Consider the following 23,923-nt stretch of genomic DNA (forward strand, 5'->3'; position numbering starts at 1 on the left):
TCTAGAGTTCCACAGAGGTGGCCGTCGGCAGCGCGGCCAGGTAGGTGTTGATGGCGTCCACCACGGGCGCCATCTCCTGAATGCGGACGACTCCGTCCCGGCCGTCGCGAGCGATTTCCTCGGTCAGGCAGATGGCCCGACTGAACACCCCGAGAAGACGAACCACCTCGCGGACGCTCGGCACCTCCATGCGGAGCCGGGCAACGCAGCCAGCGGCCTGCACATCGATACCCGCGCAAACCGGCGGACGGTCAGTGCTCGCGGCCGCGGCCTGGACGACCACGTCCAGGTGAACACGCGGAAGGCCGGCCCTTTCCCGCGCCCCGTTCAGGTCGGCAATGGCATTGAGCGCCAGGGCCTCCTTGTGCTGAAGGACAGCGAGTTCGGGCGGCGGCGGAGGGTTCGGGTGTCTCATTGGGATCTGCTCCTATGCGGCGAAGGACGACCAGGGAAAGCTCGGGCAAAGATCCCGGCGGGATACCTCACCCTTGGTGAGGTTTTCGATCTCAACGGCACGAGGTGCCGGGATCGGCCGCTCTCCCGAGCACCACTGGCTTACCGTTGGCGCTCGAACACTGAGAAGGCGAGCCAGTTCGGCCTGGCTCCCCAGAATCTTTGCGGCTTTGAGTACGGCTTCGGGCGGGGTCATTTCGTGTCTCCGGTGTAATGCGGAGAAAATAAGGCATTGGCTAATCAAAGGCAAGCCATTGCCTAACCACCTGATGGGTAGAGTTAAATTAGGCAATGCTTACCGGACCGGAATTAGGCGCAGCTATTGAGGCTGCCCGTATCGCCAAAAACATCTCGAAAAAGGCTCTTGCCGGGCAGTTCGGGGTGCAACCTCCGTCTATTCAGACGTGGGTCAAATACGGCCGAATCGACAAATCGAAGCTCATCGAGTTGATTTCCTTCTTTGCCGACACGGTTCCAGCCAGCCATTGGGGGCTGACGGCAAAGGAGGCCGACCTGGTGGCTGTGGCGTCAGTGGAAAAAGCCAGCAGCCCAAGCCCGCATGAGGGCGATGACGAATACGTCCACGTCCCGCTGAAGAGCGCCAGGGGCGCAATGGGCCGCGGCTACGAGAACCCCTACGTCGAAGTGAAGGGGCATCTGGCGTTCAAGCGATCCTGGATCATGGCCAGGGGCTTGAATGTGAAATATCTAGAAGCCTTCTATGCCGACGGGTGGAGCATGCATCCCACCATCAACGATGGCGACGTGGTGCTGTTGAACAAGGCCCAGAAAGAGCCGATCCACAACACAATCTTCGCCCTCAACGGCGCCGACGGCGTGATCATCAAGCGCCTTTCGCATGCGAGCGCCGTGAACCAGTGGGGGCTGATCAGCGACAACCTCGACAAGCGCGAATTCCCGGACCAGTGGTTGGACGAGGATGACGAGCCTATGTCGCTGATGGGGCAGATTGTTTGGCGCGGTGGGGATCTGTAAGAAATGGGCATGAACAAACCCACCCAGTTGCTAAAGCACGACCTCAAGTCCATAACGGCGGACCTCAAATGGGCATCCGTCGACCTGGTGAAGATCGCCGAGCGACTGAGCCAGGCAGGCAATGAGACTGACGCCTGGGCCGTACTCCGTATCGTTGGGGTGCTCATCAACGGCGAGGACCGTCTTGGCTCATATGCTGATGAGGTCAAGGCGGGGCGGATAACGCGGAGTAAGGGCTGATAGGTGTCATGGCCAGGGCCGGAGCGATAGGCAAATGGGGGGAGTGAGGCGTATGCATGGATGATCAGCAACTGATCGCGCGACCCAAGCGCTTCTCTGGCCGTTTGGCGTTCGGCACTAAGGATACTAACACCCTGTTCAAGGTCGCCGCCTTCCGGCCGGAGGATGAGGATGGCGCAACCATCCCCGGCGTGACCATCGAGATCGTGCTGCGCACGGGCGTGGCTGCGGATCGCTGCAAGTACACCTTCACCATGTTCCGCCTGAGCAACCAGAAGCAGCGGCGCGTCTACCAACTAGAAGTCGTCCCCCAGGACAAGCGTTCGCACAACGGGCCGCCAAGGCTCTACGGCCCGCACGAGCACTACGGCGACGATGGCGATGTGCGACCTGTACAAAATGACCTCTGCTGCACAGACTACAAGCTCTGGCTGGAATTATTCTGTAGCCGCATCTGTCTGACATTGGAGACCGAACTGCCATACCCGTTTGGTGACGATCATGGAATGTAACTGGCTGATCAATAATCTGGGCTTCGAGTGCCGACCCGTGAAAGGCATCACCCATGGGCCGGTGCTAGAGGTCGACACGCCGTTTTCCTTCTCGGATGGAGAGCCGATTGCCTTCTACGTGAAGGAGCACGGAACCGTTCTGGTGCTCAGCGACAATGGCGACACCCTCGCCCACCTGATGAGCATCGGTCTGTCCTCTTCGGACAAGCGCCGCTGGGCCTCGCTGCGCAATCGCCTGGAACTGCATAGCCTGGCGCTGAGCGATGCGGGCGAGATCTTGGCCAGCGGACCGAACCAACAGGCCTCCGATCTGATCGCCCGCTACCTGGCTGGCTTGATGTCCATCGTCGAATACGAGCGCGAGGCGTTGGCGACTCCTTCTGACTGGCATGTGCTGGTCGATGAGGTGGAGATGCTACTGCGGCACTGGCGCCCCACCGAAACACTGTCGCTGCGGCCCAAGGCTCGCGGCCTGTCCCGGCGCGAGCACACTTTCGACTTCCAGTTGGGCAATCTGCTGGTGGACGCAATCAGCCCGAACGCCAATGCGACGGGCGGCGTTATGCGCAAGGCCGGCGACATCCTGAGCAGCCCCTATACCAAGGGCCGGGAGATCATGGTTGTGATCGATGACCGTAAGGACCACGCGAGCGCCCTGATGGAGCGCGACATCATCTCATCGCTGGTGAAGTCCATGCTGTTCACCGACCTGGAGAAGCGCGGCGCCAGCCGAAGTCATCACTAAGCATGGCCCTAAGCCCCGCGCCCGCTGGGCTTTTCGCCCTCCCTTGACCGCCCTACCCGTTTTGGTAAATTTTCCCTGCCCTGGAGCTGGGAAGACAGCAGCTACCAGGACAAGGCCGTATCGATTGGGTACGGCCTTTTTCGTTTCTGGCAATGACGGCATCGCCTGCTACGCTGAAGTTTCCATGCTGAGACCTTTCCGGCCGCCCGTCCCTGATCGAGGCGGCCTTTCTTTTTCTGGCATCTGCACAGGAGGACGCCATGGGGCAACCACATCGACCGACCTTCTGGGTTCTTCTCTGCGCCTGGGCTATCGCCTCGGCAGCGATTGTCTCCGTCATCTGGCTGATACTGGGCCGAGCTGGACCAGGTTGATATCAATCGCCCCATGAAAAAGCCCCGCACTGCGGGGCTTTTCGTTTCCGGTCTCTTCCTCCTACCAGGCGCTCTCGTCTACCTGCCACCGGATGGTGACAGCGCCCTCCTCCCCCTCCTCGATATCCACCCCGTCAGCCAGGCTCATCTCGTCCAGTAGCCGGTCCCAGTCAGCCTGGCTCTCGCCCTCCTCCTTCCTGATGGTCAGCGACCGCGCCAACTGCGCGGCCGGCATGCCCATCAGTCGCTGAATTCTTCTCCCCAGAACCTCGTAGCTGCTCGGTGCGCGGGGTTCCTGCCTCTTTGCTTGCTTCGCCATTACAACTCTCCTTTTGCAACAACTGTATGTACATACAGTATCGACATTCCTGTACGCCTGCAAGGCATCGCCTAATCACCGGCGGATAAGGCTATGCAAAATAATTAGCCATTGCCTATTGCAATGAGATTAGGCATTGGCTTATCTTGATTCCACGCCAGTTCACCGGCAGCCCACCCGGGCACCGCTCTTTAACAACCAGGAACAACCACGCCGGCTCTGGTCACCGGCCTGCTCGAAGCTGCGACGCCCTTCTGGAGGCGACGCGCCAAGGGTTGCTTCGCTAACGCTCCCTGCCAGGGCCCCTCAGACCGGGGTTCTGTACCTGGCACAGCGGACAGGCGCCAGAAGCGCTTGCGTTGATTGTTCGTGCCCTGCCGGTGGTGGCCTCGTAACCCCGGCCGCAACACGACTGCAGCGCCCGGCATGCCGGCGACGCGGTTCCCCTGACAGCCAGAAGCACCACCCGCGGGTTGTAGAAGCCCAGTAGGCGAACGCGGAGCAACACCGATTTCCTCGATGCCATCCAGAGGGTGGCATCTGGGAAGTCAGCCAAGAGGACAGGCTCATGAACATCAGCGTTTTGAACTTCACGGCCTACAAGATCGACGTCGATCCAGCCAGCCGAACCACGGTGGGCATCTCAGCATTCGATGCGGACGGCACTTCTGTGCTGGAGAACTTCGACATCGAGCAGATCGTTAACCACTTTGGCGCCGAGGCCCTTCTCGATGAGATCGGGGAGCAGGTCGCCCGCCGCCACTTCGACATTGAGGGATAAGAGATGGCCGCTACCTACGGGCGCAGCCCGGCAGAGATCGCCGAGGACATGGTGCTGACCATGGCCTCCCCCATCTTCAACATCAGCCGCGAGTTTGCAGCGCGTTATTGCGAGCAGCGCTTTGAGCTCGAATCAGCCAAGCCTATCCGTGAGCAGGCAGTGGCGCTGCTTGATAGTTGGGAAGGTACAAACGCGAATATCGCCGCAGCGATGCAGCTGTGGCCGATTTGGTGTTACGCAACCCGCGCGCACCGGTCCAACACCTGATCCTATGCGGCCAAGATTTCTCAGATGCCCTTCGCAAGAGGGGCATCGAGGAAGTCAACGAACACAGCCCGGGAGGGCGAGACGATGAGCCAGCAAATAGCCGACGCAGTAGCCAAGAAGGTCAACGCCAGTGCCTACGGCGTTGCAATCACCGTGCAAAGCAGCGTCGAAGGCAGCTTCTACGTGATCTGGAAGCAAACCAGGTCCGGCATGAAGAGCCACAAGCTCCTGATCGAAGCAACTGATGAATCCCGCCTGGAAGCGCACGCTCGGGGGTTTATCGAGCAAATGATCCAAATGAACGCATACACCAGCGCAGTCGGCGCCTAACCGCCACCGCCCCGGTTCGCCGGGGCATCACAGAGGAAAGGACATGAAAAAGGTCACCATCGGCCGCGCCGCTCAGAAATACGGGAAACGACCAGTGCTGGTGGATGGCGTGAAGGTTGCCGAGATTCACAAGGTGTCGAGCTGCTGGGGCAGCCGCTATCTGTGGATTCTCAAGCGCGACAGCGACGGCAAGACGCAGCAATGCGCCGACCTCGATCACGTCCGGTCAATTGCACGGTCGTTTGCCTAGCCCGATCCCCTGGCCCAGCCAGGGCGCATCGAACCTTGGAGTCATGAGGGGAGCGGCCTGGTTGATCCATCAGCCGCTGCTGCTGGGCAGCGTAAGCGACGACCGATCTACCGGAGATCAGCACCGGCCAGACCGCTCCCCCATGGCTCCGCACAGTCAGGAGAAAGAGATGAGCAACGAACGCGAGCCGCTTCCACGCGGTGACGACGACATGAGCCTGCCCGAAGGAAAGACCTGCGCAGACTGCACGCACTGCCGGCGCTGCACGCTGATGTTCGGCCATATCCCGGCCGATGAGTCCTGCGACTGGTCGCCGTCTCGGTTCACACCTAAAGCGCAGGCCACCGCCTAACCGCGCCCTTGCGCATACACACACTGGAGGCGAGATCATGCCGATCTATGCAGTCACCGTCCTTGCAATGGGAACCGTTTTGGTTGAGGCCGAGAACGAAGATGAAGCCGGCCTGATGGCGATGAACGAAGTCGACGCGGGCGACCTTGAAACCATGAGCGGAGAGATCGACAGCGTGGTCCAGCCCGAAGAACTTGAGCGCTACAAACGTCACGGCAACCTCGTGCTGATCGACGAAGACTGACCTCCCCGGCAAGTACGCCACCTCTTAGCCCGCTTCATGCGGGCTTCTTTCCGCCCTCTTTCGCATGCCGACGCATCGCCGGCAGCCGAAAGCGCGCACCAGCCCTCGGCCAAGGGCATCCGCACTCTCCAAAAGGAAACCCCAATGAAAACCTATACCCCCGAAGAGCTTGCCGAGGTCCTGGAAAAACACCGCCTGTGGCTGGATGACGAAGAGGGCGGTGAGCAGGCAGACCTGAGCGGCGCCAACCTGAGCGGCGCCTACCTGCGCGGCGCCTACCTGCGCGGCGCCAACCTGCGCGGCGCCTACCTGCGCGGCGCCAACCTGGACGGCGCCAACCTGAGCGGCGCCTACCTGAGCGGCGCCTACCTGCGCGGCGCCAACCTGCGCGGCGCCTACCTGCGCGGCGCCAACCTGGACGGCGCCAACCTGAGCGGCGCCTACCTGAGCGGCGCCTACCTGCGCGGCGCCAACCTGCGCGGCGCCTACCTGCGCGGCGCCAACCTGGACGGCGCCAACCTGAGCGGCGCCTACCTGAGCGGCGCCTACCTGCGCGGCGCCAACCTGAGCGGCGCCAACCTGAGCGGCGCCTACCTGCGCGGCGCCTACCTGAGCGAGCTGTCTTCCATCTGGGGCCTGACCGGCAACCTCCGCGAGGTGAAGGCTATCCAGGCGGACACTTGGCCGGTCACCTACACCGCCACCCACATGCAGATCGGCTGTCAGTTGCACGCGCTCACCGAATGGTGGGCCTTCAACGACGAAGAGATCAGCGGCATGGATTCGAAGGCTTTGGCCTGGTGGGCCATCTGGAAGCCGATCCTGCAGCAGATCATCGAAGCCTCTCCGGCAGTACCCGGCGGCGAGAAGCCGGCCGAGATCGAAGCGGCGTAACCGAACAGCGAACGAGTCGAGGGGCTAGCGCAGCCAGACCTGACACTTCCGGGGAAGTGCCCGGCGTTCGCTCCGCTCCACGCGCCGGCCGGCGCCTCCGGCCGATCCCTGCAGGAGGAGTGGCAGCCATGTAGACCTTCAACCCAGGTAGTTCGGCAACAAGCCGGGCGGGCCGCGAAACACTCACATACGGCGGCGTTTGTGAGACCGAAGGGCCGGCACCGCCGGCCTTTCCCCTTCCCTCTCCAGTTTCTTTCCGACAGCACTCACCGCGGCGCCCACCGGCGCACCAGCCGCGCGACCGAGTGCTGCCGAAAGGAAACCACCCAACCGAGGAAAACGCCATGCACCAGCTGATCCCCCGCCAGCAGCCGCTGGCCGACCTGCTCCGCCAGACCGCCGCCGCGCGCGACGCCTTCGCCATCCGCCGCCGCCTGGCCGTCGAGGTGCCGCTGTACCAGGTGAAGCCGGCCGGCCGCGGCTTCTTCCACATCGTCGAGAGCGCCACCGGCAAGGTGCGCGGCTTCCGCCGTACCCACGGCGCAGCCTGCGAGCGGGCCCGCGAACTGGAACAGCGGGCGCGCGACGACATCGGGATGGAAGGCTGATGGCCAAGACGCAACAGGAGCGCTCCGCTAAGGCCGCAGCGAAGCGCGCCGAGGTCGGCGAGGAGGAGCTGCGGCACCGGGTTCGCCCGGGCGTGACCGCCAAGCTGGACGACCTGATGCGCTGGGCCGACATCGAGCAGAAGGCCGAGGCCGTGCAGCTGCTGATCCTCAACGTCCACGCCCTGGGCCAGGAGGGCGCCGCGCAGTTTCTCGCCATCCCGCGCCACGAAATCACGATAAGCGAAAGCGTGGCGCGCAGGCTCGAACAAGAGGGGCGGCGCGAAGCCGCTGCCCTCGACAGGGAGGACCAATGAAGCTCACGACAATCCCGCGGATCAAGCGCGTCTCATTGGCGCGACCGAGACTCCACCGCCCTCGCATCTCGTCTCGAAAGGTTCCCTACCTGTTGCAGGGCGGCCCGCTGAACATGGCCTGGCTGTGCTCCCCGGGAACGCTTCGCTTCAGCTACCAGCAATGGCGCGGCTACTACGACCAATCCAATAAGTGGGTGTCCCTATGAGCACATTCGCCGTATTCGGAATGACCCGGGATGTGGCCTTGGAAGAGGCCAGGAAGACCGTGAAGATATCCAGGAAAACCCCGCTCGGCGAGGTCGGCATCCCCATGGCCGAATGGCTCGCGCTCTGCGAGAAGCGCGCCGACGAGATCATGGAGGGCACGAAGACCAAGCAGCTAAGCCCGCTGTTCGACTCGCCCCAGTACGCCGACGACTTCATCCACCTGGCGCGGCGCACCTTGAGATGCCGGGACATGCACATCAAGGCGCGCGTCACCCTCACCAACGAGAAGGGCGAGCCCCTGATCGACAAGAAGACCAAGGCCCCGAAGATCGGGTGGGAGCCCTACGGCGCGCAGCCGAAGCGCAGCGCGGCGTAGCCATGGCGGCCTACTACAACGAGCACGATGCCTACGCGGCCCAGTGGGGCAACGAGCTGGACCTGCGCGACCGCAACTGAAGCGCCAGCGGCGCAAGGAACCCCTCATGCAACAAGACCAGCAGGCCGGCGCCCCGCTTCGCACCGGGGACGCCTCGCCGATCCACATGCACCTGTCGCACGCGGCCCGGCTCCTGGGCGGCTACCTCTACCGCTACAGCAGCGAGGTGAAGCTGCACGAGGCCATGGCCGAAGTGCTCGCCCAGGCTGGCATCAGCTTCGAGCGCGAGCACGTCCTCGACGCCAAGAACCGCGCCGACTTCTGGCTCGACGGGCTGGTGATCGAGGTGAAGGTCGACGGCACCCTCGCCGAGGCGCTGCGCCAGGTCGACCGCTACATCCACCTTCCGCAGGTCACCGGCGTGCTGCTGGCCAGTACGCAGCGGTGGGCCGCGGCGCCCTTGAAAGATCGCCCAGCCTGGGGCGGCAAGGCCTTCCAGATGGTACGACTGGGACGACAAGCACTATGACGAACTACGGAACCGTGATGTACAACGGCCGCTACTGGCGGATCAACTGCGAGCCGCAGGTCAGGTCCAGGCTGAAGCGGGTGTTCCCCCGCGTGCTGCAGCAGGCGGCCGCCCACATCGACCTGCTGGGCAGCCCGGAGAACAGCCGGGAACTGCTGTGGTTCCTGCAGCGCTACCCTATGGAAATGGAGGCGGACGCCCGCGCCAGCCTCGAGCACCTGGCCGACCAGCACCATGCCATGGAGCACAGCCTGGCGGAGCTGGTCGCGGGCCGCCTGCCGATCCCGCCGTTCGACCTGGCCAAGCCACCCAGGGAGTACCAGCGGTTCGCCGCGGCCCAGATCGAGATCCGCGGCGGCCTGCTGCTGGCCGACGACCTCGGGCTCGGGAAGACCGTCACCGGCATGTGCCCCATGGCCGTGCCGGCCAACCTGCCGGCGGTGGTGGTCTACCCGGCGGCGCTGCCCAACCACTGGCCGGAGAAGCTGGCCGAGTTCGCGCCGGCCCTGCGCGTGCACCACATCCGCAAGGGCCAGCCCTACCCGCTGACCAAGCAGCCGCGCCAGCGCATCACCGACCTGTGGGAAACCCTGCCCGACGTCATCCTGATCAGCTATCACAAGCTGCGCGGCTGGGCCGAGGTCCTGGGCGAGATCGTGCAGTACGCCGTGTTCGAGGAATGCCAGCAGCTGCGCAGCCCCGACAGCGACATCTACCGGGCCTGCTGCTACCTGGCCAGCCAGGCGCGGCTGCGCATGGGCCTGACGGCCACGCCGATCTACAACTACGGATCGGAGTTCTACCACGTCGTGAACCCGCTGATCCCCGACTGCCTGGGCGGTTACGACGAGTTCCTGCGCGAGTGGTGCATCGGCGGCTCGCCCGGGGAGAAGCCCAAGCTGCGCGACGCCGAGCAGTTCGGCGCCTATCTTCGCCGCGAGGGCATCATGCTGCGGCGCACCCGGGCGGAAGTCGGCCGGGAGCTGCCGGCCCTGGCCAAGATCCCCCACGAGATCGAGTCCGACAGCGCCGCGCTGGCACGGATCACCGGCGACGCCGTCGCGCTGGCCAAGACGATCCTGGCGGCGAACGAGGCCTACCGCGGCGAGAAGATGCGCGCCGCCGGCGAGTTCGACCAGCTGGTGCGCCAGGCCACCGGCGTGGCCAAGGCGCCCTACGTCGCCGAATTCGTGCGCCTGCTGGTGGAAAGCGGGCAACAGGTGATGCTGTTCGGCTGGCACCGCGAGGTCTACGGCATCTGGCAGGAGAAGCTCGCCGACTTCAACCCGGTCATGTACACCGGCAGCGAGTCGCCGAAGGAGAAGCAGGCCGCCAAGGACGCGTTCATCGCCGGCGAGAGCAAGGTGATGCTGATCAGCCTCCGCGCCGGCGCCGGCATCGACGGCCTGCAGCACGTCTGCAGCACGGTGGTCTTCGGCGAACTCGATTGGTCGCCGGGAGTGCATGAGCAGTGCATCGGCCGCGTTCACCGCGACGGCCAGACGCTGCCGGTGCAGGCGTTCTTCCTGATCTCCGACGAAGGCAGCGACCCGATCGTCTCCGACGTGCTCGGCGTGAAGCGCGAGCAGATCGAGGGCGTCCGCAATCCAGGCGAGCACCTGATCGAACGCCGCGACATCGGCGAGAACCAGCTGCGCCAGCTCGCCCAGCGCTTCCTCAAGGACCATGGCCAGGCCCTGCTGCCGCCGGCGGCGGTGCCGATCCGGCGCCAGCAAGAATTCGAACTGACCTGATCCGCCCCAGCCATCCCTCTTCCACAAGCCCCGCGCCAGTAGGCGCAAGGATTCGTCATGCCATCGAAAAGACTGGCCGACAAGCAGCAGCGTACCGAACACGTCAACCAGGCCATCCGCATCATCGCCGACCACGGCCGGCGGTTCTTCTTCAACCAAGCCCAGCAGCGATACGCCTGCATGCAGGTCGACGAGCGCGGCCGCATCTGGTTCATCGACGACTACAGCGGGAAGCGGATCTACACCCACCCGACCACCTGGGGCGGGCGCTGGCGAGGCTTCAGCCACGGCGGGACGCTCCGCGACCTAGTCTGCCTGTTCCGTGACTACATCCGTACCGGCAAGAAGCTGCACCCGTTCTATCTCGGACCAGAGCGGGCGCGCCTGAGCGACGGGAACATCTGGGGCTATGAGGTCGACCAGATGGCGGCAGTTCGTAGGCTCGCCAGCGCGCTCCCCGTCTTCGAGCAGATCGAGGCAGCAGCATGACTCAACGCATCTACCTCGCCGGCCCCATGACCGGCCTGCCGGAGCTCAACTACCCGGCCTTCAACGCCGAGGCCGCGCGCCTGCGCCAGCTCGGCTACCGCGTGGAAAACCCGGCCGAGAACGCGGCGCCCGCCTGCGGCACCTGGGCCGGCTACATGCGCCTGGCCCTGGCCCAGTTGGTCACCTGCGACACCATCGCCCTGCTGCCAGGCTGGCTCGCCTCCCGCGGCGCCAACATCGAGCGCGCGCTGGCCGTGGACCTGGGAATGAGGATCGTCATGGCCGACACCATCACCGAGCCCGCAAGGACCGCAGCATGACCCGCCCGACCTTCTGCCGCGGTACCGGCCGCCCCACCAGCACCTGCGACTGCCTGCGCTGCGCGCCGCCGGCCAAGGAGCCCGCACAATGCAACCCATCCAACTGACCGTCGAGCACCGCATCGACCCGCAGGGCAACCCCATCGCCGAAGTGAACGGCCTGCCCCGCCTGGGCGCCCTGCTCTACCCCGACCAGATGCACGAATACGCCCGCCAGCTCCACCAGGCCGCTATCGCCGCCGCGCAGGGCGAGCGCGGCACCCGCATATACCCCGCCGAGGACTAAGCCATGACCGAACAATCGTGCTGTGCCCTGTGTGGTGCGGCAGGGCACCTTGCTGCCCAGTGCAATTGGAATGAGCGGCGCCTGACCTTCACCCTGGAGTCGCTGGCGGCCGCCCTGAACGATGTCCAGTGCTTGAGCGATCTCGGCCCCGAACTGATCGCCGCCAGCGTGTTCCGGCAGCATCCCGAGCAGGCAGAGGGCGCGCAGGGGGAGCGGATCATCCAGACCGCACCGGAACGCATCTATCTCATCGTGGGCGCCGAATGTCCGCGCGACATCGACTTCAGCGAACTGACCGAGGTCAGTTGGTGCGAGAACGATATCGACGATGGCATCGAGTACGTGCGAGCAGACAAGGCCGGCGCCGTCCCGGCCGCCCAGGCTGGGCAGGTGCCCCAGGCCTGGCTTGACGTGCAGGCCGAGCGGCGCCGCCAGGTGGCGGCCGAGGGCTGGACGCCGGAGCACGACAACGAGCACAGCCACGGCCAGATGGCCCGCGCCGCCGCCTGCTACGCCCTGGCCGGCTCCAGCGCGGCGGATGATAAAACCACAGCTCTGCTGGTGTCGCTGGCCTGGCCGTGGGACCAGCAATGGTGGAAGCCGACCACCGCGCGCCGCGATCTGGTCAAGGCCTGCGCCCTGACGCTGGCCGAGATCGAGCGCCTGGACCGTGCTGCCGCGCCGACGGCAGGAGGGAGCGATGCGTAGAGCCCTAATCCTCGCAGCCGGCGCCGTCCTGCTCGGCCTGGCGGTCGCCGGCGCGGTCATCGCCGTGCCGCTGGTCCCGGCATTCGCCGCCATGCAGTGGGGGTGCAGCCTATGACGCCGACCAGGCAGCAGTCCCTCCTCAGGGCCCAGACCGCCCTGGCCCGGAAGGTCTACGACGTGGTCCCGATCCGGACGCCATGGACGCCCCTGCAGATCAAGGGCGCCCTGGCGGCCGGAGGCCACAGCAGCGCGGAGCTGTCGGTGATCCGCGCGTACCTGAACGACCTGAAGGAAGCCGGGCTGATCCGCGAGGCCGACCGCCAGATGTACCTGCGAACCGAAGTCAGAACCCCACTCCAGAAGGACCAACCCATGCCCCAGGTCGTCACCAGCATCAAGCCGGCAGCGAAGGCCAGCAGCGCCAGCCCCATCGAACTGCTCGGCGACCTGGCCAGCCAGTTGAAGACGCTGGGCGAGGAGTTCTCGGCGAAGGCCCAGGCCCTGGCGGCGCGCGTCGAGGAGGCCGCGCTGACGATCGAGCAGGGGCTGGAGGCGAACGCCGCCAACCTGGAGAAGGCGCGCCAGCTCCAGACGCTGCTGAAGAGCCTCGCCGAACCCAACACCTAATTCATGCGGCGCCGGTACGCCGGCGCATTGAGGCATTGCTATGCGAAAAGAACTCATCAAGATCAGCGAGTTCCAGCGGCGCCGCTGGGGCACCAACGGAACGCCATTGTCCGGCCAGGCGATCCGCAACCAGCTCAGGGACGGCATCCTCCCGGGCGAGCGGATCGGCAAACTCTGGTTCGTCGACTGGACGGCGTTCAGCAAATCGACCAGCAACGACCTGGTCGCCATGGTTCTACGAGGAGCCGCGTGATGTCACCTCGACCACGGAACAAGGCCAACAAGGGGCTCCCCGAGAACCTCTACCTGGACTCCAGGCGCGGAACCTACCGCTACAGAAGGCCGACAGATGGAAAGTGGTTCCCCTTTGGCGCCGACCGGGCCAAGGCGATCAACGCGGCCAAGCAGTTGAACATGGAGTTCATTGGCGGGGCCGACCTGGTGTCCAAGGTGAAAGGCGGATCCACCGATCTGTTCGTCGACTTCCTCGACCACTACAAGGAGAAGATCCTCCCACCGCGCGAACTGGCGAAAGGTACGCTCGATCTGTACGAAGTGCGGTTCCGGCAATTCCGGAAGGCCTGGCCCACCCAGGCGGTCAACGAGATCACCATCCGCATGATCGCGGACCTGCTCGACAGCCTGACGCCCCGGGCGGCGAACCAGGCCCGGGCGCTTCTGATCGACATCTTCAACCACGCCGTGGCGAAAGGCCTTTGCCCGGACAACCCGGCCATCTGCACCATTCCGAAGATCGAAAAGAAGCAGCGGCGGCGACATACCATAGAGGGGCTGAGGGCCATTCGCGAGAAGTCGCCAGCCTGGCTGCAGAACGCGATCGACCTGGCGCTGATCACCGCCCAGCGCAGGACCGATATCCTGGCCATGCGATTCGACGACGTTCGCGACGGGTTTCTGTACGTTGTCCAGCAGAAGACCGCCAAGGCCAGCGACGCGGCCTGGATTCGCTTCCGGGTGACGCCTGAGCTCCAGGCCGTGCTCAGCAGGTGCCGGGACAACATTCCGTCGCCCTTCCTGATTCACCGCCGGCCTGAACGGAAAAAGCAAAGGCAGGCGGAGCAGAAGGAGCACTGGACGAAGATCGAGGAGCGCTACCTAACCAGGGCCTTCAAGGAGGCCAGGGATACGGCAGGCTGTTATGCGGGGTGGAGTGAAGAGGAGATGCCGGGCTTCCATGAGGTCAGGGCGCTGTCGCTGCACCTGTACAAGAAAGCCGGAAAGGACGGGCAGAAGATCGCCGGCCATGCCAGCGAGGATATGACGAAAAACTATCAGCGCGACCACGAGGAAGTGGTCTGGGCGGACGCAGTTCCGGACCTGGATATCAGCGATTTCGCCCGATAGTTTTGCGCGCATTTTGCGCCAGTTTTGCGCGGGGCCAGAAACGAAAACGGCTCAAGCACCGTAAGTGCTTGAGCCGTCTCGTAAATTTGGTCGGGACGGAGTGATTCGAACACTCGACCCCTTGCACCCCATGCAAGTGCGCTACCAGGCTGCGCTACGCCCCGACATTGCCTTCCGGTTGCCCGGTTGGCGGATCGCACTATACCGTAAGGTTTTCTTTCGGCAAAGCACTTTTTTCATTTTTTTCAGCTACTTGCGCAGCACGTGAAGAACGTCTTCCAGTTCCGCGATCATCTGGCGGATGAGTTGCTTGTACTGGGTGATGTCTTCGCGGGCTTCGTCGCCGGAGAGGCGCTGGCGCGCCCCGCCGATGGTGAAGCCCTGGTCGTACAGGAGCGCGCGGATCTGGCGGATCATCAGCACGTCCTGGCGCTGATAGTACCGGCGGTTGCCGCGGCGCTTGACCGGGTTGAGCTGCGGGAACTCCTGTTCCCAATACCGCAGCACGTGCGGTTTCACTGCGCACAAGTCGCTCACTTCACCGATGGTGAAGTAGCGCTTGCCCGGAATGGGGGGCAGTTCGTCGTTATGACTTGGTTCCAGCATAAGCCTCAACCCTGGCTTTCAGTTTCTGGCCTGGACGAAAGGTGACGACGCGGCGAGCCGTGATCGGGATTTCCTCTCCCGTCTTCGGGTTGCGACCCGGGCGCTGGCGTTTGTCGCGCAGGTCGAAATTGCCGAAACCGGACAGTTTCACCTGTTCGTTGTGCTCCAGCGCCTGGCGGATCTCTTCGAAGAAGAGTTCCACCAGTTCCTTGGCTTCCCGTTTGTTCAGGCCCAGCTCTTCATACAGACGTTCGGCAATCTCAGCTTTCGTCAGAGCCCCCATACGCTACTTCCTTAACGTGGCGTTGAACCTTTGCTCCAGCGAGGCGACGATTTTCTGCGTAGTCGCGTTCACCTCGTCATCGTTAAGAGTGCGTGATGGATGCTGCCAGGTCAAGCCGACGGCCAAGCTTTTTCCAAGCGGATCAATACCTTTACCCTGATAGACATCAAACAGCCTGAGGTCGGTCAGGAATTCGCCGGCCTCTTCGCGGATGGTCGACAGGACGGATTCGGCTGGAATATCGCGGTTGACCACCAACGCCAGGTCGCGGCGCACCTCGGGGAAACGCGACAGTTCGCTGAACTTCGGCAGGCGGCCGCGGACCAGTTCGCCCAGCACCAGCTCGAACAGGTAGACCGGGCGATCGAGGTCCAGGGCCTTGGCCAGTTCTGGGTGCAGGGCGCCGACGTAGCCGACCAGTTCGCCATCGCGCTCGACACGGGCGGTCTGGCCCGGGTGCAGCGCCGGGTGTTCGCCGGGGACGAAGGCGAAGACATCAGCGGCGCTGGCGCTGGCCAGCAGGGCTTCGACGTCGGCCTTGATGTCGAAGAAGTCGACGCCTTCGCGCACGTTGCTCCAGCCTTCCGGCTCGCGGCTGCCGCAGATGACGCCGGCCAGCATGTTTTCCTGCTGCAGGCCCTCGAGCTGGCCGACGAAGCGCAGGCCGCTCTCGAACAGGCGCACGCGGGTCTGCTGGCGGTTCAGGTTGTGCTGCAGTGCCTTGACCAGGCCCGGCCACAGCGAGGCGCGCATGGCGGCCATGTCGGCGGAGATCGGGTTGGCCAGCATCAGCGGCTGCACGCCCGGGCTGAACAGTTCGAACAGCTTGGGATCGATGAAGCTGTAGGTGATGGCTTCCTGGTAGTCGCGGGCGACCAGCAGGCGGCGCAGCGCCGGCAGCTCGGCCTGGGTTTCCGACTTGGTGTTGGGCGCCAGGCGCGCCTGCGGGTAACGCACCGGCAGGCGGTTGTAGCCGTACAGGCGGCCCAGTTCCTCGATCAGGTCGACTTCCAGGGAAACGTCGAAGCGGTGGCTCGGTACGCCGACCTTCCAGCGCCCTTCCCCATCGGCTTGCACCTGGAACTCCAGCGCGGTGAGCAGGCGCTCGATTTCCGCAGCGTCCATTTCCATGCCGAGCATCTGGGTGACGCGCTCGATGCGCAGCACCACCGGCTCGACCTTGGGCAGGTGTGCCTGGCTGACCTGCTCGACCACCGGACCGGCTTCGCCGCCGAGGATCTGCAGCAGCAGTTCGGTGGCGCGCTCCATGGCGCGGCGGGCCAGTTGGAAGTCCACGCCACGCTCGTAGCGGTGCGAGGCGTCGGTGTGCAGGCCGTAGGAACGAGCCTTGCCGGCAACAGCGATGTTGTCGAAGAAGGCGCTTTCCAGGAACAGGTCGCGGGTCTTGGCGCTGACGCCGCTGTGCTCGCCGCCCATCACGCCGGCCATGGCCAGGGCGCGTTCGTGGTCGGCGATGACCAGGGTGTCGGTACGCAGGGCGACTTCCTGGCCGTCCAGCAGCACCAGCTTCTCGCCCTCTTCGGCCATGCGCACGCGGATGCCGCCCTTGATCTCGTCGAGGTCGAAGGCATGCATCGGCTGGCCCAGCTCCAGCATCACGTAGTTGGTGATGTCCACCGCGGCGTCGATGCTGCGGATGTCGGAACGGCGCAGGCGCTCGACCATCCACAGCGGCGTCGGCTTGCTCAGGTCGACGTTGCGGATGACGCGGCCCAGGTAGCGCGGGCAGGCATTCGGCGCCAGCAGCTCGATGGGACGGACGTCATCGATGCCGGGGGCGACCGGCTTCACATCGACGAAAGTGACCGGCGCCGAGTACAGCGCGCCCACTTCGCGGGCCAGGCCGGTCAGCGACAGGCAGTCGCCGCGGTTGGGGGTCAGGCCGATCTCGATGGAGGCATCGTCCAGTTCCAGGTAGTCGCGGATGCTCGCGCCCACCGGGGCGTCGGCGGCCAGTTCCATCAGGCCGGCGTTGTCGTCGCTGATTTCCAGCTCTTTGGCCGAGCACAGCATGCCGTTGGACTCGACGCCGCGCAGCTTGGCCTTCTTGATCTTGAAGTCGCCCGGCAGTTCGGCGCCGATCATGGCGAAGGGGATCTTCAGGCCCGGGCGCACGTTGGGCGCGCCGCAGACGACCTGGAAGGTCTCGCTGCCGTTGCTGACCTGGCAGACGCGCAGCTTGTCGGCGTCCGGGTGTTGTTCGGTGCTCAGCACCTCGCCCACCACCACGCCGCTGAAGGCGCCGGCGACGGGGATCACGGCATCGACCTCGAGGCCGGCCATGGACAGACGAGCCACCAGCTCGTCGCGGGAAACCTGCGGATTCACCCAGCTCCGCAGCCATTGTTCACTGAATTTCATCCTGCTCTCCTAAGAATTCGTTGACGTCGCACGCGGCCTAGCGGAATTGCCCGAGGAAGCGCAGGTCGTTGTCGAAGAACAGGCGCAAGTCGTTGACGCCGTAGCGCAGCATGGCCAGGCGTTCGATGCCCATGCCGAAGGCGAAGCCCTGGTATTTCTCCGGGTCGATGCCGGACATGCGCAGCACGTTGGGGTGCACCATGCCGCAGCCCATGACTTCCAGCCAGCCGGTCTGCTTGCACACGCGGCAGCCCTTGCCGCTGCACAGCACGCACTGGATGTCGACTTCCGCCGAAGGCTCGGTGAAGGGGAAGAACGACGGGCGGAAGCGCACCGAGAACTCCTTCTCGAAGAAGGCGCGCAGGAACTCCTCGATGGTGCCCTTGAGGTCGGCGAAGCTGACGTCTTCGTCGATCAGCAGGCCTTCGACCTGGTGGAACATCGGCGAGTGGGTCAGGTCGGAGTCGCAGCGGTACACGCGGCCGGGGCAGACGATGCGGATCGGCGGGCGCTGGCTCTCCATGGTGCGCACCTGTACCGGCGAGGTGTGGGTGCGCAGCAGCATGTTCGCGTTGAAGTAGAAGGTGTCGTGCATCGCCCGCGCCGGGTGGTGGCCGGGGATGTTGAGCGCTTCGAAGTTGTGGTAGTCGTCTTCGACTTCCGGGCCCTCGGCCACTTCATAGCCGATGCGGGTGAAGCATTGCTCGATGCGTTCCTTGGTACGGGTCACCGGATGCAGGCCACCGGAGGTCTGGCCGCGGCCCGGCAGGGTCACGTCGACGCGCTCGGCCGCCAGCTTCGCCGCCAGCGCGGCGCCTTCCAGGTCGGTCTTGCGGGCGTTGAGCGCCTCCTGGACCTTTTCCTTGGCAACGTTGATCAGCGCACCCACCTTGGGGCGCTCCTCGGCCGGCAGGTCGCCCAGGGTCTTCATCACCTGGGTCAGCTCGCCTTTCTTGCCAAGATAGTGGACCCGGATCTGTTCCAGGGCATTGACGTCTTCGGTATGTCGCACAGCCTCCAGGGCTTGGGAGACCAGCGCGTCCAGGTTTTCCATGTACCAACTCCAGATACGAAATAGGGGAAGAGCGGTTAGGCTCTTCCCCTATCGGTGACGTTACGTCCCGGATCGAGATCCGGTGATTGTCTCAGAACCTGTCCACGATCTGCTGCGCGTCGGCATAACTGCGTTAAAAACAGGCGAGTGATGCTCATTTAGCGGACTAAACTGCGCTCCCTCGCCTGTTTGACTCGCTGCGCTCGCCCTTCGGGCCAGCCTTCGGCTGTTACTCCCGTTGGTCGTTGCGCCTTGTTCTGCTCTAGCTCGCGAGATCGTGACCAAGCTCTTGGGGCTTAAGCCAAGCTTGCCTTCGCTTTTTCGACAATCGCGGTAAACGCCGCTTTTTCGTTCACAGCCAGATCGGCCAGGACCTTACGGTCGATCTCGATGGCCGCCTTTTTCAGGCCGGCGATCAGACGGCTGTAGGACAGACCGTTCTGACGAGCACCAGCGTTGATACGGGCGATCCACAGGGCGCGGAACTGACGCTTGCGCTGACGACGGTCACGGTAGGCGTATTGGCCGGCCTTGATCACCGCCTGCTTGGCAACGCGGAACACGCGGGAACGCGCGCCGTAGTAGCCTTTGGCGAGTTTCAGAATCTTCTTGTGACGACGACGGGCAATCACGCCACGCTTAACACGAGCCATTTATCTATCCTCTACCAGAAATCAACGCAGACGCAGGGAGCGTTCTACACGGCGAACGTCGGAAGCAGCGAGCATCGAGGTGCCGCGCAGCTGACGCTTACGCTTGGTGGTCATTTTGGTCAGGATGTGGCTCTTGAAAGCGTGCTTGTGCTTGATGCCACCAGCAGTCACTTTGAAGCGCTTCTTGGCGCCACTCTTGGTTTTCATCTTTGGCATGTTTAGTACTCCGCATTCGTTAACAACTGATAACCATCAGGCCTGCCAGTGCCCGGGAGGTTATTTACGCTTCTTGGGAGCGATGACCATCATCAGCTGGCGTCCTTCCAGCTTAGGATGCTGTTCCACGGTGCCGTATTCGGCGAGGTCGGTCTCGACCCGCTTCAACAGCTCCATGCCCAGCTCCTGGTGGGCCATCTCACGACCACGGAATCGCAGGGATACCTTGGCCTTGTCCCCTTCACTAAGGAAACGTACCAGGTTGCGTAGTTTTACCTGGTAATCCCCTTCTTCCGTCCCTGGACGAAACTTGATTTCTTTGATCTGTTGCTGGTGCTGGTTTTTCTTCGCCGCAGCCGCCTGCTTCTTCTTCTCGAACAGGTGCTTGCCGTAATCCATGATGCGGCAGACAGGAGGCGCCGCATCGGCAGAGATTTCAACCAGGTCCAGCTTGGCCTCGTCGGCGTGGCGCAGCGCCTCATCAAGGGTCACTACGCCGATCTGCTGACCGTCGGCACCGATCAGACGCACTTCGCGTGCGGTGATGTTCTCGTTGATCGGTGGTTTCGGGAGAGCCCGCTTATCCTGTCTCATTTCACGCTTAATAATGATTACTCCGAGTCTTGGCGACCACGCCGGGAAACCGCCCGAGTCAACAGCTCGACGAACTGGGAAAGCGGCATCGAGCCGAGGTCTTCCCCTTCGCGCGTACGTACGGCGACGGCCTTCGATTCAACCTCCCTGTCTCCAATAACCAGGAGATAGGGAACCTTGAGCAAAGTATGCTCGCGGATTTTAAAGCCGATTTTCTCGTTTCTCAAGTCGGACTTGGCACGGAATCCGCTTTCCTCGAGCGTACGGACCACTTCCTCGGCGAAATCGGCCTGCTTGTCGGTGATGTTCATGACCACCGCCTGGGTCGGCGCCAGCCAGGCCGGGAACAGGCCGGCGTAGTGCTCGATCAGCATGCCGATGAAGCGCTCGAAGGAACCGAGGATGGCGCGGTGCAGCATGACCGGGCGCTTGCGGTTGTTGTCTTCGGCGATGTAGCTGGCGTCCAGGCGCTCCGGCAGGTTCGGGTCGTACTGCAGGGTGCCGCACTGCCAGTTACGGCCCAGGCAGTCCTTCAGGGTGAACTCGATCTTCGGGCCGTAGAAGGCGCCCTCGCCCGGCTGGTATTCCCACTCCAGGCCGGATTCGTTCAGGGCGTCCGCCAGCGCGCCTTCGGCGCGATCCCACAGCTCTTCGGAGCCCACACGCTTGGCCGGACGGGTGGACAGCTTCATGGAGATGTCGGAGAAGCCGAAGTCGGCGTAGACCTGCAGGGTCAGCTTGATGAAGTCGGCCGCTTCTTTCTTCACCTGGTCCTCGGTGCAGAAGATGTGCGCGTCGTCCTGGGTGAAGCCGCGCACGCGCATGATGCCGTGCAGCGCGCCCGAAGGCTCGTTGCGGTGGCAGGCGCCGAACTCGGCCAGGCGCAGCGGCAGGTCGCGATAGGACTTCAGGCCCTGGTTGAAGATCTGCACGTGGCACGGGCAGTTCATCGGCTTGACCGCGAAGTCGCGACTTTCCGACGAAGTGGTGAACATGTTCTCGGCGTAGTTCGACCAGTGGCCCGAACGCTCCCAGAGGATGCGGTCGACCACCTGCGGGGTGCGCACCTCGACGTAGCCGTGCTCGCGCTGCACCTTGCGCATGTACTGCTCGAGCACCTGGTAGACGGTCCAGCCGTTGGGGTGCCAGAACACCATACCCGGCGCTTCCTCCTGCAGGTGGAACAGGTCCAGCTGCTTGCCGATGCGGCGGTGGTCGCGCTTCTCGGCCTCTTCGATGCGCTGGACGTAGGCGGCCAGCTGCTTCTTGTCGGCCCAGGCGGTGCCGTAGATGCGCTGCAACTGCTCGTTCTTCGAGTCGCCGCGCCAGTAGGCGCCGGAAATCTTGGTCAGCTTGAAAGCCTTGAGGAAGCGGGTGTTGGGCACGTGCGGGCCGCGGCACATGTCCACGTACTCTTCGTGGTAGTACAGGCCCATCGCCTTCTCGTCGGGCATATCCTCGACCAGGCGCAGCTTGTAGTCCTCGCCGCGGGACTTGAACACCTCGATGACTTCGGCACGCGGGGTCATCTTCTTGATGACGTCGTAGTCCTTATCGATCAGCTCGGCCATGCGCTTCTCGATCGCCGCCATGTCCTCGGGGGTGAAGGGGCGCTCGAAGGAGATGTCGTAATAGAAGCCTTCGTCGATCACCGGGCCGATGACCATCTTCGCGCTCGGGTACAGCTGCTTGACCGCGTGGCCGACCAGGTGCGCGCAGGAGTGGCGGATGATCTCCAGCCCTTCCTCGTCCTTCGGGGTGATGATCTGCAGGGTCGCGTCGTGTTCGATCTTGTCGCAAGCATCGACCAGCTTGCCGTTGACCTTGCCGGCCACGGTGGCCTTGGCCAGGCCCGCGCCAATGGATTGCGCCACCTCGGCCACGCTGACCGGGTGATCGAAGGACCGCTGACTACCGTCGGGAAGAGTAATGATGGGCATGGCGCCTCCTCTCCTAGTGGTGACCCCTACGAAAGGCCACATGGGTTGGGATGTGCCAGTAAGCGTCGCCCGCCGGGCAGGCCTGCCTCACAGTGGCAGGCGCCTTTTCGGCACCCTGCGCTTGCGCGCGCGGACGGAGATCACTGGAAGAAAAACGAACGAAGCCCCGACAAGCGGGGCAGGTCGCCATGGTACTGCATGTGGAGGCAACTGACGAGCGGCATCAGTGCGCGTCGATGAACTCCAGCACGGCGCGATTGAAAGCGGCCGGGCGCGTGGCGTTCATGCCGTGGGAAGCGCCGGCGATGACTTGGCTGTGCACGTCCGGCAGCGTCTGCGCCAGGGCCTGGACCACCTGCGGGAAGGGCTCGGGGCTGAGTTCGCCGCGCAGCAGCAGGGTCGGCGCCGCCAGCGTGGCCAGGCGCGCGCGCCCGAGCGGCTCCGGCCGATCGGCGACCTGGCCGATCAGCGTCATGGCGTTATCGGTGGCCATGTCGCGGAAGTGCCGCGAGGAGCGCCGCCAGATCCCAGGCCCGCTGACGGTGTCGACGAACAGCTCCAGGCCCGCCTCGACCTCGCCCTGGCGGATCAGTTGCAGCGCCTGCTCGCGGAAACGGTTGCGCTCGGCCGGCGCCGCCGGCACGGGCACGCCGGCCGCCTGGAACAGGTCGGCGGCGAAATCCCCGCCGGGGTCGCACAGCACCAGCGAACGCAGGCGCCCGGGCGCCTCCAGCGCCAGCCGCAGGCAGATATTGCCGCCGCGCGAATGCCCCAGCAGGTGTACCGGCTCGCCCTGCATGTCGATCAGCGCGAGCAGGTCCTCGACATGTTGCGCGGTAGTGAAGTCCGCGCCCTCGCCATTCCAGCGCTGCGGATAATAATGTCGAAGACTGGGCGCCAGCAGACGATAGCGCTCGCCCAAACCGCGCAATTGCCATTGCCAGTAGCGGTAATCGCAAAGCGAGCCGTGCACCAATACCAGCGGCACCCCCTCCCCCTGCACCAGGCAGGCCAGTTCATGTCCATTGAGTGAATACGACTGGACATTCGAAAGCATCTACATCCCCTATCCCATGGCGCACGCAAGATATCGGCGATCCCCATGGCGAACCGCCATCTAGTTGATGGGAGGCGATTATCCGCGATTCGCGGCATGGCGATAAAGCCATACATTCGGAAGGACCTTTGCAATGCCGTGAAAAACACCTTATCGAAGATTAATTATTGCATCGCCCGCTTATTTAAATTAATAATTCGCCGCCCACATAACTTTCCGAACACAATGGTCGCCGAATAGCTGCGCACCGATATCCGTTTCGGAATGACCTGCCCTGGAGTGCAAACATGTCCAAACTCGCGGAATTCCGTGAAGCCGAACGCCTGCTCAAAGAACAACTGGCCCTGCTGGAAAAGCTGAAGAACGACAGCTCCCTGAAGAAGGAACTGGAATTCAAGGATCAGCTGCAGGCCCTGATGGACGAATACGGCATGAACCTGCGCAACGTCATCGACATCCTCGACCCGCAGGGCACCGCCAACAACGCCGCCGCCGCGCCGGCCGCCAGCGCCCCGCGCCGCAGCCGCCAGCTGAAGGTGTACAAGAACCCGAACAACGGCGAAGTGGTGGAAACCAAGGGTGGCAACCACAAGACCCTGAAGGCCTGGAAACAGCAGTACGGCGCCGAGACCGTGGAGTCCTGGCTGCAGAAGTGATGCCCGCCCCGCGGCGGCCGACGCCGCCGCGGGAAGCTCCTCGGAAACATCCTCTGACGATCCGCACTTGAAAGACCCGCCCAGCATCCGGATAATGCTGCCCGCGAGTCATGAACTTCAGGTCGCCCCTCCCGTCGCCGCC

37 protein-coding genes and 1 tRNA gene are annotated in these 23,923 nt (G+C 63.9%); 25 read left to right on the plus strand and 13 right to left on the minus strand.

Translation table 11 applies throughout. From position 1 onward, the window contains the following. Position 1: 1 nt before the first annotated feature. Complete coding sequence (locus PcP3B5_RS19990) at positions 2–415, minus strand: hypothetical protein (protein ID WP_061562242.1); 414 nt, start codon at positions 413–415, stop codon at positions 2–4. A gap of 12 nt (positions 416–427) precedes the next feature. Further along, entirely contained in the window at positions 428–649 is a 222-nt protein-coding gene (locus tag PcP3B5_RS30925) for a transcriptional regulator (protein WP_074980421.1), read from the minus strand. A 95-nt stretch (positions 650–744) separates the two neighbouring features. On the opposite strand from PcP3B5_RS30925, the gene PcP3B5_RS19995 reads away from it, so the two are divergent. From PcP3B5_RS19995 to PcP3B5_RS20010, 4 genes are read left to right on the plus strand one after another with little or no spacing between them, the layout of a single operon-like run. Next, a complete protein-coding gene (locus tag PcP3B5_RS19995) occupies positions 745–1,449 on the plus strand; it encodes a S24 family peptidase (RefSeq protein ID WP_061562243.1) in 705 nt (234 codons plus the stop codon). A 9-nt stretch (positions 1,450–1,458) separates the two neighbouring features. Then, positions 1,459–1,689 (plus strand): hypothetical protein, encoded by a 231-nt coding sequence (locus PcP3B5_RS20000; protein WP_374046628.1) that lies wholly within the window; start codon positions 1,459–1,461, stop codon positions 1,687–1,689. Positions 1,690–1,745: 56 nt separating this feature from the next. Then, a complete protein-coding gene (locus tag PcP3B5_RS20005; protein ID WP_061562245.1) occupies positions 1,746–2,201 on the plus strand; it encodes a hypothetical protein in 456 nt (151 codons plus the stop codon). After that, a complete protein-coding gene (locus PcP3B5_RS20010) occupies positions 2,191–2,946 on the plus strand; it encodes a DUF1828 domain-containing protein (RefSeq protein WP_070065508.1) in 756 nt (251 codons plus the stop codon). The genes PcP3B5_RS20005 and PcP3B5_RS20010 overlap by 11 nt, the downstream gene beginning before the upstream one ends. A gap of 435 nt (positions 2,947–3,381) precedes the next feature. On the opposite strand, the gene PcP3B5_RS20015 is transcribed toward PcP3B5_RS20010, so the two are convergent. Beyond that, positions 3,382–3,639, minus strand: a complete 258-nt coding sequence (locus PcP3B5_RS20015) for a DUF1654 domain-containing protein (RefSeq protein WP_061562247.1) — start codon at positions 3,637–3,639, stop codon at positions 3,382–3,384. Positions 3,640–4,207: 568 nt separating this feature from the next. Between PcP3B5_RS20015 and PcP3B5_RS20020 the strand changes: the two genes are divergently transcribed. The 20 genes from PcP3B5_RS20020 to PcP3B5_RS20110 all read left to right on the plus strand — a co-directional run bounded on the left by PcP3B5_RS20020 (position 4,208) and on the right by PcP3B5_RS20110 (position 14,340). After that, positions 4,208–4,420: a hypothetical protein gene (locus PcP3B5_RS20020; protein WP_058145433.1), complete on the plus strand. Its 213-nt coding sequence runs from the start codon at positions 4,208–4,210 to the stop codon at positions 4,418–4,420. 3 nt (positions 4,421–4,423) lie between these two features. Further along, entirely contained in the window at positions 4,424–4,687 is a 264-nt protein-coding gene (locus PcP3B5_RS20025; RefSeq protein WP_061562248.1) for a hypothetical protein, read from the plus strand. Positions 4,688–4,771: 84 nt separating this feature from the next. Next, on the plus strand, positions 4,772–5,017 hold the full coding sequence (locus tag PcP3B5_RS20030) for a hypothetical protein (RefSeq protein ID WP_145923925.1): 246 nt from the start codon (positions 4,772–4,774) through the stop codon (positions 5,015–5,017). Between the two features lie 43 nt (positions 5,018–5,060). Beyond that, entirely contained in the window at positions 5,061–5,267 is a 207-nt protein-coding gene (locus tag PcP3B5_RS20035) for a hypothetical protein (RefSeq protein WP_061562250.1), read from the plus strand. Between the two features lie 169 nt (positions 5,268–5,436). Continuing rightward, complete coding sequence (locus PcP3B5_RS20040) at positions 5,437–5,619, plus strand: hypothetical protein (RefSeq protein WP_081884633.1); 183 nt, start codon at positions 5,437–5,439, stop codon at positions 5,617–5,619. 37 nt (positions 5,620–5,656) lie between these two features. Continuing rightward, positions 5,657–5,863 (plus strand): hypothetical protein, encoded by a 207-nt coding sequence (locus PcP3B5_RS20045; RefSeq protein WP_061562251.1) that lies wholly within the window; start codon positions 5,657–5,659, stop codon positions 5,861–5,863. A 144-nt stretch (positions 5,864–6,007) separates the two neighbouring features. Continuing rightward, entirely contained in the window at positions 6,008–6,757 is a 750-nt protein-coding gene (locus PcP3B5_RS30930; protein WP_203228514.1) for a pentapeptide repeat-containing protein, read from the plus strand. A 344-nt stretch (positions 6,758–7,101) separates the two neighbouring features. After that, positions 7,102–7,365: a hypothetical protein gene (locus PcP3B5_RS20055; RefSeq protein WP_061562252.1), complete on the plus strand. Its 264-nt coding sequence runs from the start codon at positions 7,102–7,104 to the stop codon at positions 7,363–7,365. After that, a complete protein-coding gene (locus PcP3B5_RS20060) occupies positions 7,365–7,679 on the plus strand; it encodes a hypothetical protein (RefSeq protein ID WP_061562253.1) in 315 nt (104 codons plus the stop codon). The genes PcP3B5_RS20055 and PcP3B5_RS20060 overlap by 1 nt, the downstream gene beginning before the upstream one ends. A 265-nt stretch (positions 7,680–7,944) precedes the next feature. Further along, positions 7,945–8,262: a hypothetical protein gene (locus PcP3B5_RS20065; protein ID WP_237143054.1), complete on the plus strand. Its 318-nt coding sequence runs from the start codon at positions 7,945–7,947 to the stop codon at positions 8,260–8,262. A gap of 106 nt (positions 8,263–8,368) precedes the next feature. Then, positions 8,369–8,791, plus strand: coding sequence for a hypothetical protein (locus tag PcP3B5_RS20070; RefSeq protein ID WP_203228517.1), 423 nt, complete (start codon positions 8,369–8,371; stop codon positions 8,789–8,791). Continuing rightward, complete coding sequence (locus PcP3B5_RS20075; RefSeq protein ID WP_061562255.1) at positions 8,788–10,545, plus strand: SNF2-related protein; 1,758 nt, start codon at positions 8,788–8,790, stop codon at positions 10,543–10,545. Before PcP3B5_RS20070 ends, PcP3B5_RS20075 begins: the two co-directional genes overlap by 4 nt. A gap of 57 nt (positions 10,546–10,602) precedes the next feature. Continuing rightward, complete coding sequence (locus tag PcP3B5_RS20080) at positions 10,603–11,034, plus strand: hypothetical protein (RefSeq protein ID WP_061562256.1); 432 nt, start codon at positions 10,603–10,605, stop codon at positions 11,032–11,034. Continuing rightward, positions 11,031–11,354: a DUF4406 domain-containing protein gene (locus tag PcP3B5_RS20085; RefSeq protein ID WP_061562257.1), complete on the plus strand. Its 324-nt coding sequence runs from the start codon at positions 11,031–11,033 to the stop codon at positions 11,352–11,354. The genes PcP3B5_RS20080 and PcP3B5_RS20085 overlap by 4 nt, the downstream gene beginning before the upstream one ends. A gap of 88 nt (positions 11,355–11,442) precedes the next feature. Further along, on the plus strand, positions 11,443–11,640 hold the full coding sequence (locus PcP3B5_RS20090; RefSeq protein ID WP_061562258.1) for a hypothetical protein: 198 nt from the start codon (positions 11,443–11,445) through the stop codon (positions 11,638–11,640). Between the two features lie 3 nt (positions 11,641–11,643). After that, positions 11,644–12,348, plus strand: coding sequence for a hypothetical protein (locus PcP3B5_RS32245; protein ID WP_237143055.1), 705 nt, complete (start codon positions 11,644–11,646; stop codon positions 12,346–12,348). After that, positions 12,341–12,463 (plus strand): hypothetical protein, encoded by a 123-nt coding sequence (locus PcP3B5_RS32335; protein ID WP_257722550.1) that lies wholly within the window; start codon positions 12,341–12,343, stop codon positions 12,461–12,463. The genes PcP3B5_RS32245 and PcP3B5_RS32335 overlap by 8 nt, the downstream gene beginning before the upstream one ends. Next, complete coding sequence (locus PcP3B5_RS20100) at positions 12,460–12,975, plus strand: hypothetical protein (RefSeq protein WP_061562259.1); 516 nt, start codon at positions 12,460–12,462, stop codon at positions 12,973–12,975. The genes PcP3B5_RS32335 and PcP3B5_RS20100 overlap by 4 nt, the downstream gene beginning before the upstream one ends. A 40-nt stretch (positions 12,976–13,015) precedes the next feature. Beyond that, positions 13,016–13,228, plus strand: coding sequence for a hypothetical protein (locus tag PcP3B5_RS20105; protein ID WP_043270643.1), 213 nt, complete (start codon positions 13,016–13,018; stop codon positions 13,226–13,228). Continuing rightward, a complete protein-coding gene (locus PcP3B5_RS20110) occupies positions 13,228–14,340 on the plus strand; it encodes a tyrosine-type recombinase/integrase (RefSeq protein WP_061562260.1) in 1,113 nt (370 codons plus the stop codon). The genes PcP3B5_RS20105 and PcP3B5_RS20110 overlap by 1 nt, the downstream gene beginning before the upstream one ends. Positions 14,341–14,427: 87 nt before the next feature. On the opposite strand, the gene PcP3B5_RS20115 is transcribed toward PcP3B5_RS20110, so the two are convergent. The 10 genes from PcP3B5_RS20115 to PcP3B5_RS20160 all read right to left on the minus strand — a co-directional run bounded on the left by PcP3B5_RS20115 (position 14,428) and on the right by PcP3B5_RS20160 (position 23,125). Then, a tRNA-Pro gene (locus tag PcP3B5_RS20115) sits at positions 14,428–14,504 on the minus strand. 85 nt (positions 14,505–14,589) lie between these two features. Further along, complete coding sequence (locus PcP3B5_RS20120) at positions 14,590–14,946, minus strand: MerR family transcriptional regulator (protein WP_009617038.1); 357 nt, start codon at positions 14,944–14,946, stop codon at positions 14,590–14,592. Then, positions 14,927–15,229, minus strand: coding sequence for an integration host factor subunit alpha (gene ihfA / locus PcP3B5_RS20125; RefSeq protein ID WP_003090661.1), 303 nt, complete (start codon positions 15,227–15,229; stop codon positions 14,927–14,929). Before ihfA ends, PcP3B5_RS20120 begins: the two co-directional genes overlap by 20 nt. 3 nt (positions 15,230–15,232) lie before the next feature. Next, complete coding sequence (pheT, locus tag PcP3B5_RS20130; RefSeq protein ID WP_061562261.1) at positions 15,233–17,611, minus strand: phenylalanine--tRNA ligase subunit beta; 2,379 nt, start codon at positions 17,609–17,611, stop codon at positions 15,233–15,235. 37 nt (positions 17,612–17,648) lie between these two features. Next, positions 17,649–18,665 (minus strand): phenylalanine--tRNA ligase subunit alpha, encoded by a 1,017-nt coding sequence (gene pheS / locus PcP3B5_RS20135; protein ID WP_009617022.1) that lies wholly within the window; start codon positions 18,663–18,665, stop codon positions 17,649–17,651. A 296-nt stretch (positions 18,666–18,961) separates the two neighbouring features. Further along, positions 18,962–19,318: a 50S ribosomal protein L20 gene (gene rplT, locus PcP3B5_RS20140; RefSeq protein ID WP_003099086.1), complete on the minus strand. Its 357-nt coding sequence runs from the start codon at positions 19,316–19,318 to the stop codon at positions 18,962–18,964. A gap of 21 nt (positions 19,319–19,339) precedes the next feature. Further along, on the minus strand, positions 19,340–19,534 hold the full coding sequence (rpmI, locus tag PcP3B5_RS20145) for a 50S ribosomal protein L35 (protein WP_009617012.1): 195 nt from the start codon (positions 19,532–19,534) through the stop codon (positions 19,340–19,342). A gap of 60 nt (positions 19,535–19,594) precedes the next feature. Beyond that, the gene (infC, locus tag PcP3B5_RS20150; RefSeq protein WP_173427906.1) at positions 19,595–20,146 is read right to left on the minus strand and encodes a translation initiation factor IF-3; all 552 of its coding nucleotides are present in this window, start codon (positions 20,144–20,146) and stop codon (positions 19,595–19,597) included. Further along, positions 20,146–22,068, minus strand: a complete 1,923-nt coding sequence (gene thrS / locus PcP3B5_RS20155; protein WP_043270648.1) for a threonine--tRNA ligase — start codon at positions 22,066–22,068, stop codon at positions 20,146–20,148. Before thrS ends, infC begins: the two co-directional genes overlap by 1 nt. 223 nt (positions 22,069–22,291) lie before the next feature. Continuing rightward, positions 22,292–23,125 carry an alpha/beta fold hydrolase gene (locus PcP3B5_RS20160; RefSeq protein ID WP_061562262.1) on the minus strand — a complete coding sequence of 278 codons (834 nt, stop codon included), beginning with the start codon at positions 23,123–23,125 and terminating at the stop codon, positions 22,292–22,294. A gap of 287 nt (positions 23,126–23,412) precedes the next feature. Between PcP3B5_RS20160 and PcP3B5_RS20165 the strand changes: the two genes are divergently transcribed. Then, the gene (locus PcP3B5_RS20165) at positions 23,413–23,781 is read left to right on the plus strand and encodes a histone-like nucleoid-structuring protein, MvaT/MvaU family (RefSeq protein WP_009617003.1); all 369 of its coding nucleotides are present in this window, start codon (positions 23,413–23,415) and stop codon (positions 23,779–23,781) included. The last annotated feature ends 142 nt before the right edge of the window (positions 23,782–23,923 follow it).

It is taken from the genome of Pseudomonas citronellolis, assembly GCF_001586155.1.
In the GTDB taxonomy this organism is placed as follows: domain Bacteria; phylum Pseudomonadota; class Gammaproteobacteria; order Pseudomonadales; family Pseudomonadaceae; genus Pseudomonas; species Pseudomonas citronellolis.

What these genes read in the sequence shown, in the direction of transcription:
- PcP3B5_RS20075 (WP_061562255.1), top strand. Translation starts at nt 8,788, where the DNA reads ATGACGAACTACGGAACCGTGATGTACAACGGCCGCTACTGGCGGATC.
- rplT (WP_003099086.1), bottom strand. Translation starts at nt 19,318, where the DNA reads ATGGCTCGTGTTAAGCGTGGCGTGATTGCCCGTCGTCGTCACAAGAAG.
- PcP3B5_RS20070 (WP_203228517.1), top strand. Translation starts at nt 8,369, where the DNA reads ATGCAACAAGACCAGCAGGCCGGCGCCCCGCTTCGCACCGGGGACGCC.
- PcP3B5_RS20030 (WP_145923925.1), top strand. Translation starts at nt 4,772, where the DNA reads ATGAGCCAGCAAATAGCCGACGCAGTAGCCAAGAAGGTCAACGCCAGT.
- PcP3B5_RS20100 (WP_061562259.1), top strand. Translation starts at nt 12,460, where the DNA reads ATGACGCCGACCAGGCAGCAGTCCCTCCTCAGGGCCCAGACCGCCCTG.
- pheS (WP_009617022.1), bottom strand. Translation starts at nt 18,665, where the DNA reads ATGGAAAACCTGGACGCGCTGGTCTCCCAAGCCCTGGAGGCTGTGCGA.
- PcP3B5_RS20015 (WP_061562247.1), bottom strand. Translation starts at nt 3,639, where the DNA reads ATGGCGAAGCAAGCAAAGAGGCAGGAACCCCGCGCACCGAGCAGCTAC.
- rpmI (WP_009617012.1), bottom strand. Translation starts at nt 19,534, where the DNA reads ATGCCAAAGATGAAAACCAAGAGTGGCGCCAAGAAGCGCTTCAAAGTG.
- PcP3B5_RS20080 (WP_061562256.1), top strand. Translation starts at nt 10,603, where the DNA reads ATGCCATCGAAAAGACTGGCCGACAAGCAGCAGCGTACCGAACACGTC.
- pheT (WP_061562261.1), bottom strand. Translation starts at nt 17,611, where the DNA reads ATGAAATTCAGTGAACAATGGCTGCGGAGCTGGGTGAATCCGCAGGTT.
- PcP3B5_RS20035 (WP_061562250.1), top strand. Translation starts at nt 5,061, where the DNA reads ATGAAAAAGGTCACCATCGGCCGCGCCGCTCAGAAATACGGGAAACGA.
- PcP3B5_RS32335 (WP_257722550.1), top strand. Translation starts at nt 12,341, where the DNA reads ATGCGTAGAGCCCTAATCCTCGCAGCCGGCGCCGTCCTGCTCGGCCTG.
- PcP3B5_RS20040 (WP_081884633.1), top strand. Translation starts at nt 5,437, where the DNA reads ATGAGCAACGAACGCGAGCCGCTTCCACGCGGTGACGACGACATGAGC.
- PcP3B5_RS20090 (WP_061562258.1), top strand. Translation starts at nt 11,443, where the DNA reads ATGCAACCCATCCAACTGACCGTCGAGCACCGCATCGACCCGCAGGGC.
- PcP3B5_RS20055 (WP_061562252.1), top strand. Translation starts at nt 7,102, where the DNA reads ATGCACCAGCTGATCCCCCGCCAGCAGCCGCTGGCCGACCTGCTCCGC.
- PcP3B5_RS20020 (WP_058145433.1), top strand. Translation starts at nt 4,208, where the DNA reads ATGAACATCAGCGTTTTGAACTTCACGGCCTACAAGATCGACGTCGAT.
- PcP3B5_RS30930 (WP_203228514.1), top strand. Translation starts at nt 6,008, where the DNA reads ATGAAAACCTATACCCCCGAAGAGCTTGCCGAGGTCCTGGAAAAACAC.
- PcP3B5_RS20000 (WP_374046628.1), top strand. Translation starts at nt 1,459, where the DNA reads ATGAACAAACCCACCCAGTTGCTAAAGCACGACCTCAAGTCCATAACG.
- PcP3B5_RS20120 (WP_009617038.1), bottom strand. Translation starts at nt 14,946, where the DNA reads ATGCTGGAACCAAGTCATAACGACGAACTGCCCCCCATTCCGGGCAAG.
- PcP3B5_RS19990 (WP_061562242.1), bottom strand. Translation starts at nt 415, where the DNA reads ATGAGACACCCGAACCCTCCGCCGCCGCCCGAACTCGCTGTCCTTCAG.
- PcP3B5_RS32245 (WP_237143055.1), top strand. Translation starts at nt 11,644, where the DNA reads ATGACCGAACAATCGTGCTGTGCCCTGTGTGGTGCGGCAGGGCACCTT.
- PcP3B5_RS20005 (WP_061562245.1), top strand. Translation starts at nt 1,746, where the DNA reads ATGGATGATCAGCAACTGATCGCGCGACCCAAGCGCTTCTCTGGCCGT.
- PcP3B5_RS20060 (WP_061562253.1), top strand. Translation starts at nt 7,365, where the DNA reads ATGGCCAAGACGCAACAGGAGCGCTCCGCTAAGGCCGCAGCGAAGCGC.
- PcP3B5_RS20025 (WP_061562248.1), top strand. Translation starts at nt 4,424, where the DNA reads ATGGCCGCTACCTACGGGCGCAGCCCGGCAGAGATCGCCGAGGACATG.
- PcP3B5_RS20045 (WP_061562251.1), top strand. Translation starts at nt 5,657, where the DNA reads ATGCCGATCTATGCAGTCACCGTCCTTGCAATGGGAACCGTTTTGGTT.
- ihfA (WP_003090661.1), bottom strand. Translation starts at nt 15,229, where the DNA reads ATGGGGGCTCTGACGAAAGCTGAGATTGCCGAACGTCTGTATGAAGAG.
- PcP3B5_RS30925 (WP_074980421.1), bottom strand. Translation starts at nt 649, where the DNA reads ATGACCCCGCCCGAAGCCGTACTCAAAGCCGCAAAGATTCTGGGGAGC.
- PcP3B5_RS19995 (WP_061562243.1), top strand. Translation starts at nt 745, where the DNA reads ATGCTTACCGGACCGGAATTAGGCGCAGCTATTGAGGCTGCCCGTATC.
- PcP3B5_RS20110 (WP_061562260.1), top strand. Translation starts at nt 13,228, where the DNA reads ATGTCACCTCGACCACGGAACAAGGCCAACAAGGGGCTCCCCGAGAAC.
- PcP3B5_RS20085 (WP_061562257.1), top strand. Translation starts at nt 11,031, where the DNA reads ATGACTCAACGCATCTACCTCGCCGGCCCCATGACCGGCCTGCCGGAG.
- PcP3B5_RS20105 (WP_043270643.1), top strand. Translation starts at nt 13,016, where the DNA reads ATGCGAAAAGAACTCATCAAGATCAGCGAGTTCCAGCGGCGCCGCTGG.
- PcP3B5_RS20160 (WP_061562262.1), bottom strand. Translation starts at nt 23,125, where the DNA reads ATGCTTTCGAATGTCCAGTCGTATTCACTCAATGGACATGAACTGGCC.
- thrS (WP_043270648.1), bottom strand. Translation starts at nt 22,068, where the DNA reads ATGCCCATCATTACTCTTCCCGACGGTAGTCAGCGGTCCTTCGATCAC.
- PcP3B5_RS20165 (WP_009617003.1), top strand. Translation starts at nt 23,413, where the DNA reads ATGTCCAAACTCGCGGAATTCCGTGAAGCCGAACGCCTGCTCAAAGAA.
- PcP3B5_RS20010 (WP_070065508.1), top strand. Translation starts at nt 2,191, where the DNA reads ATGGAATGTAACTGGCTGATCAATAATCTGGGCTTCGAGTGCCGACCC.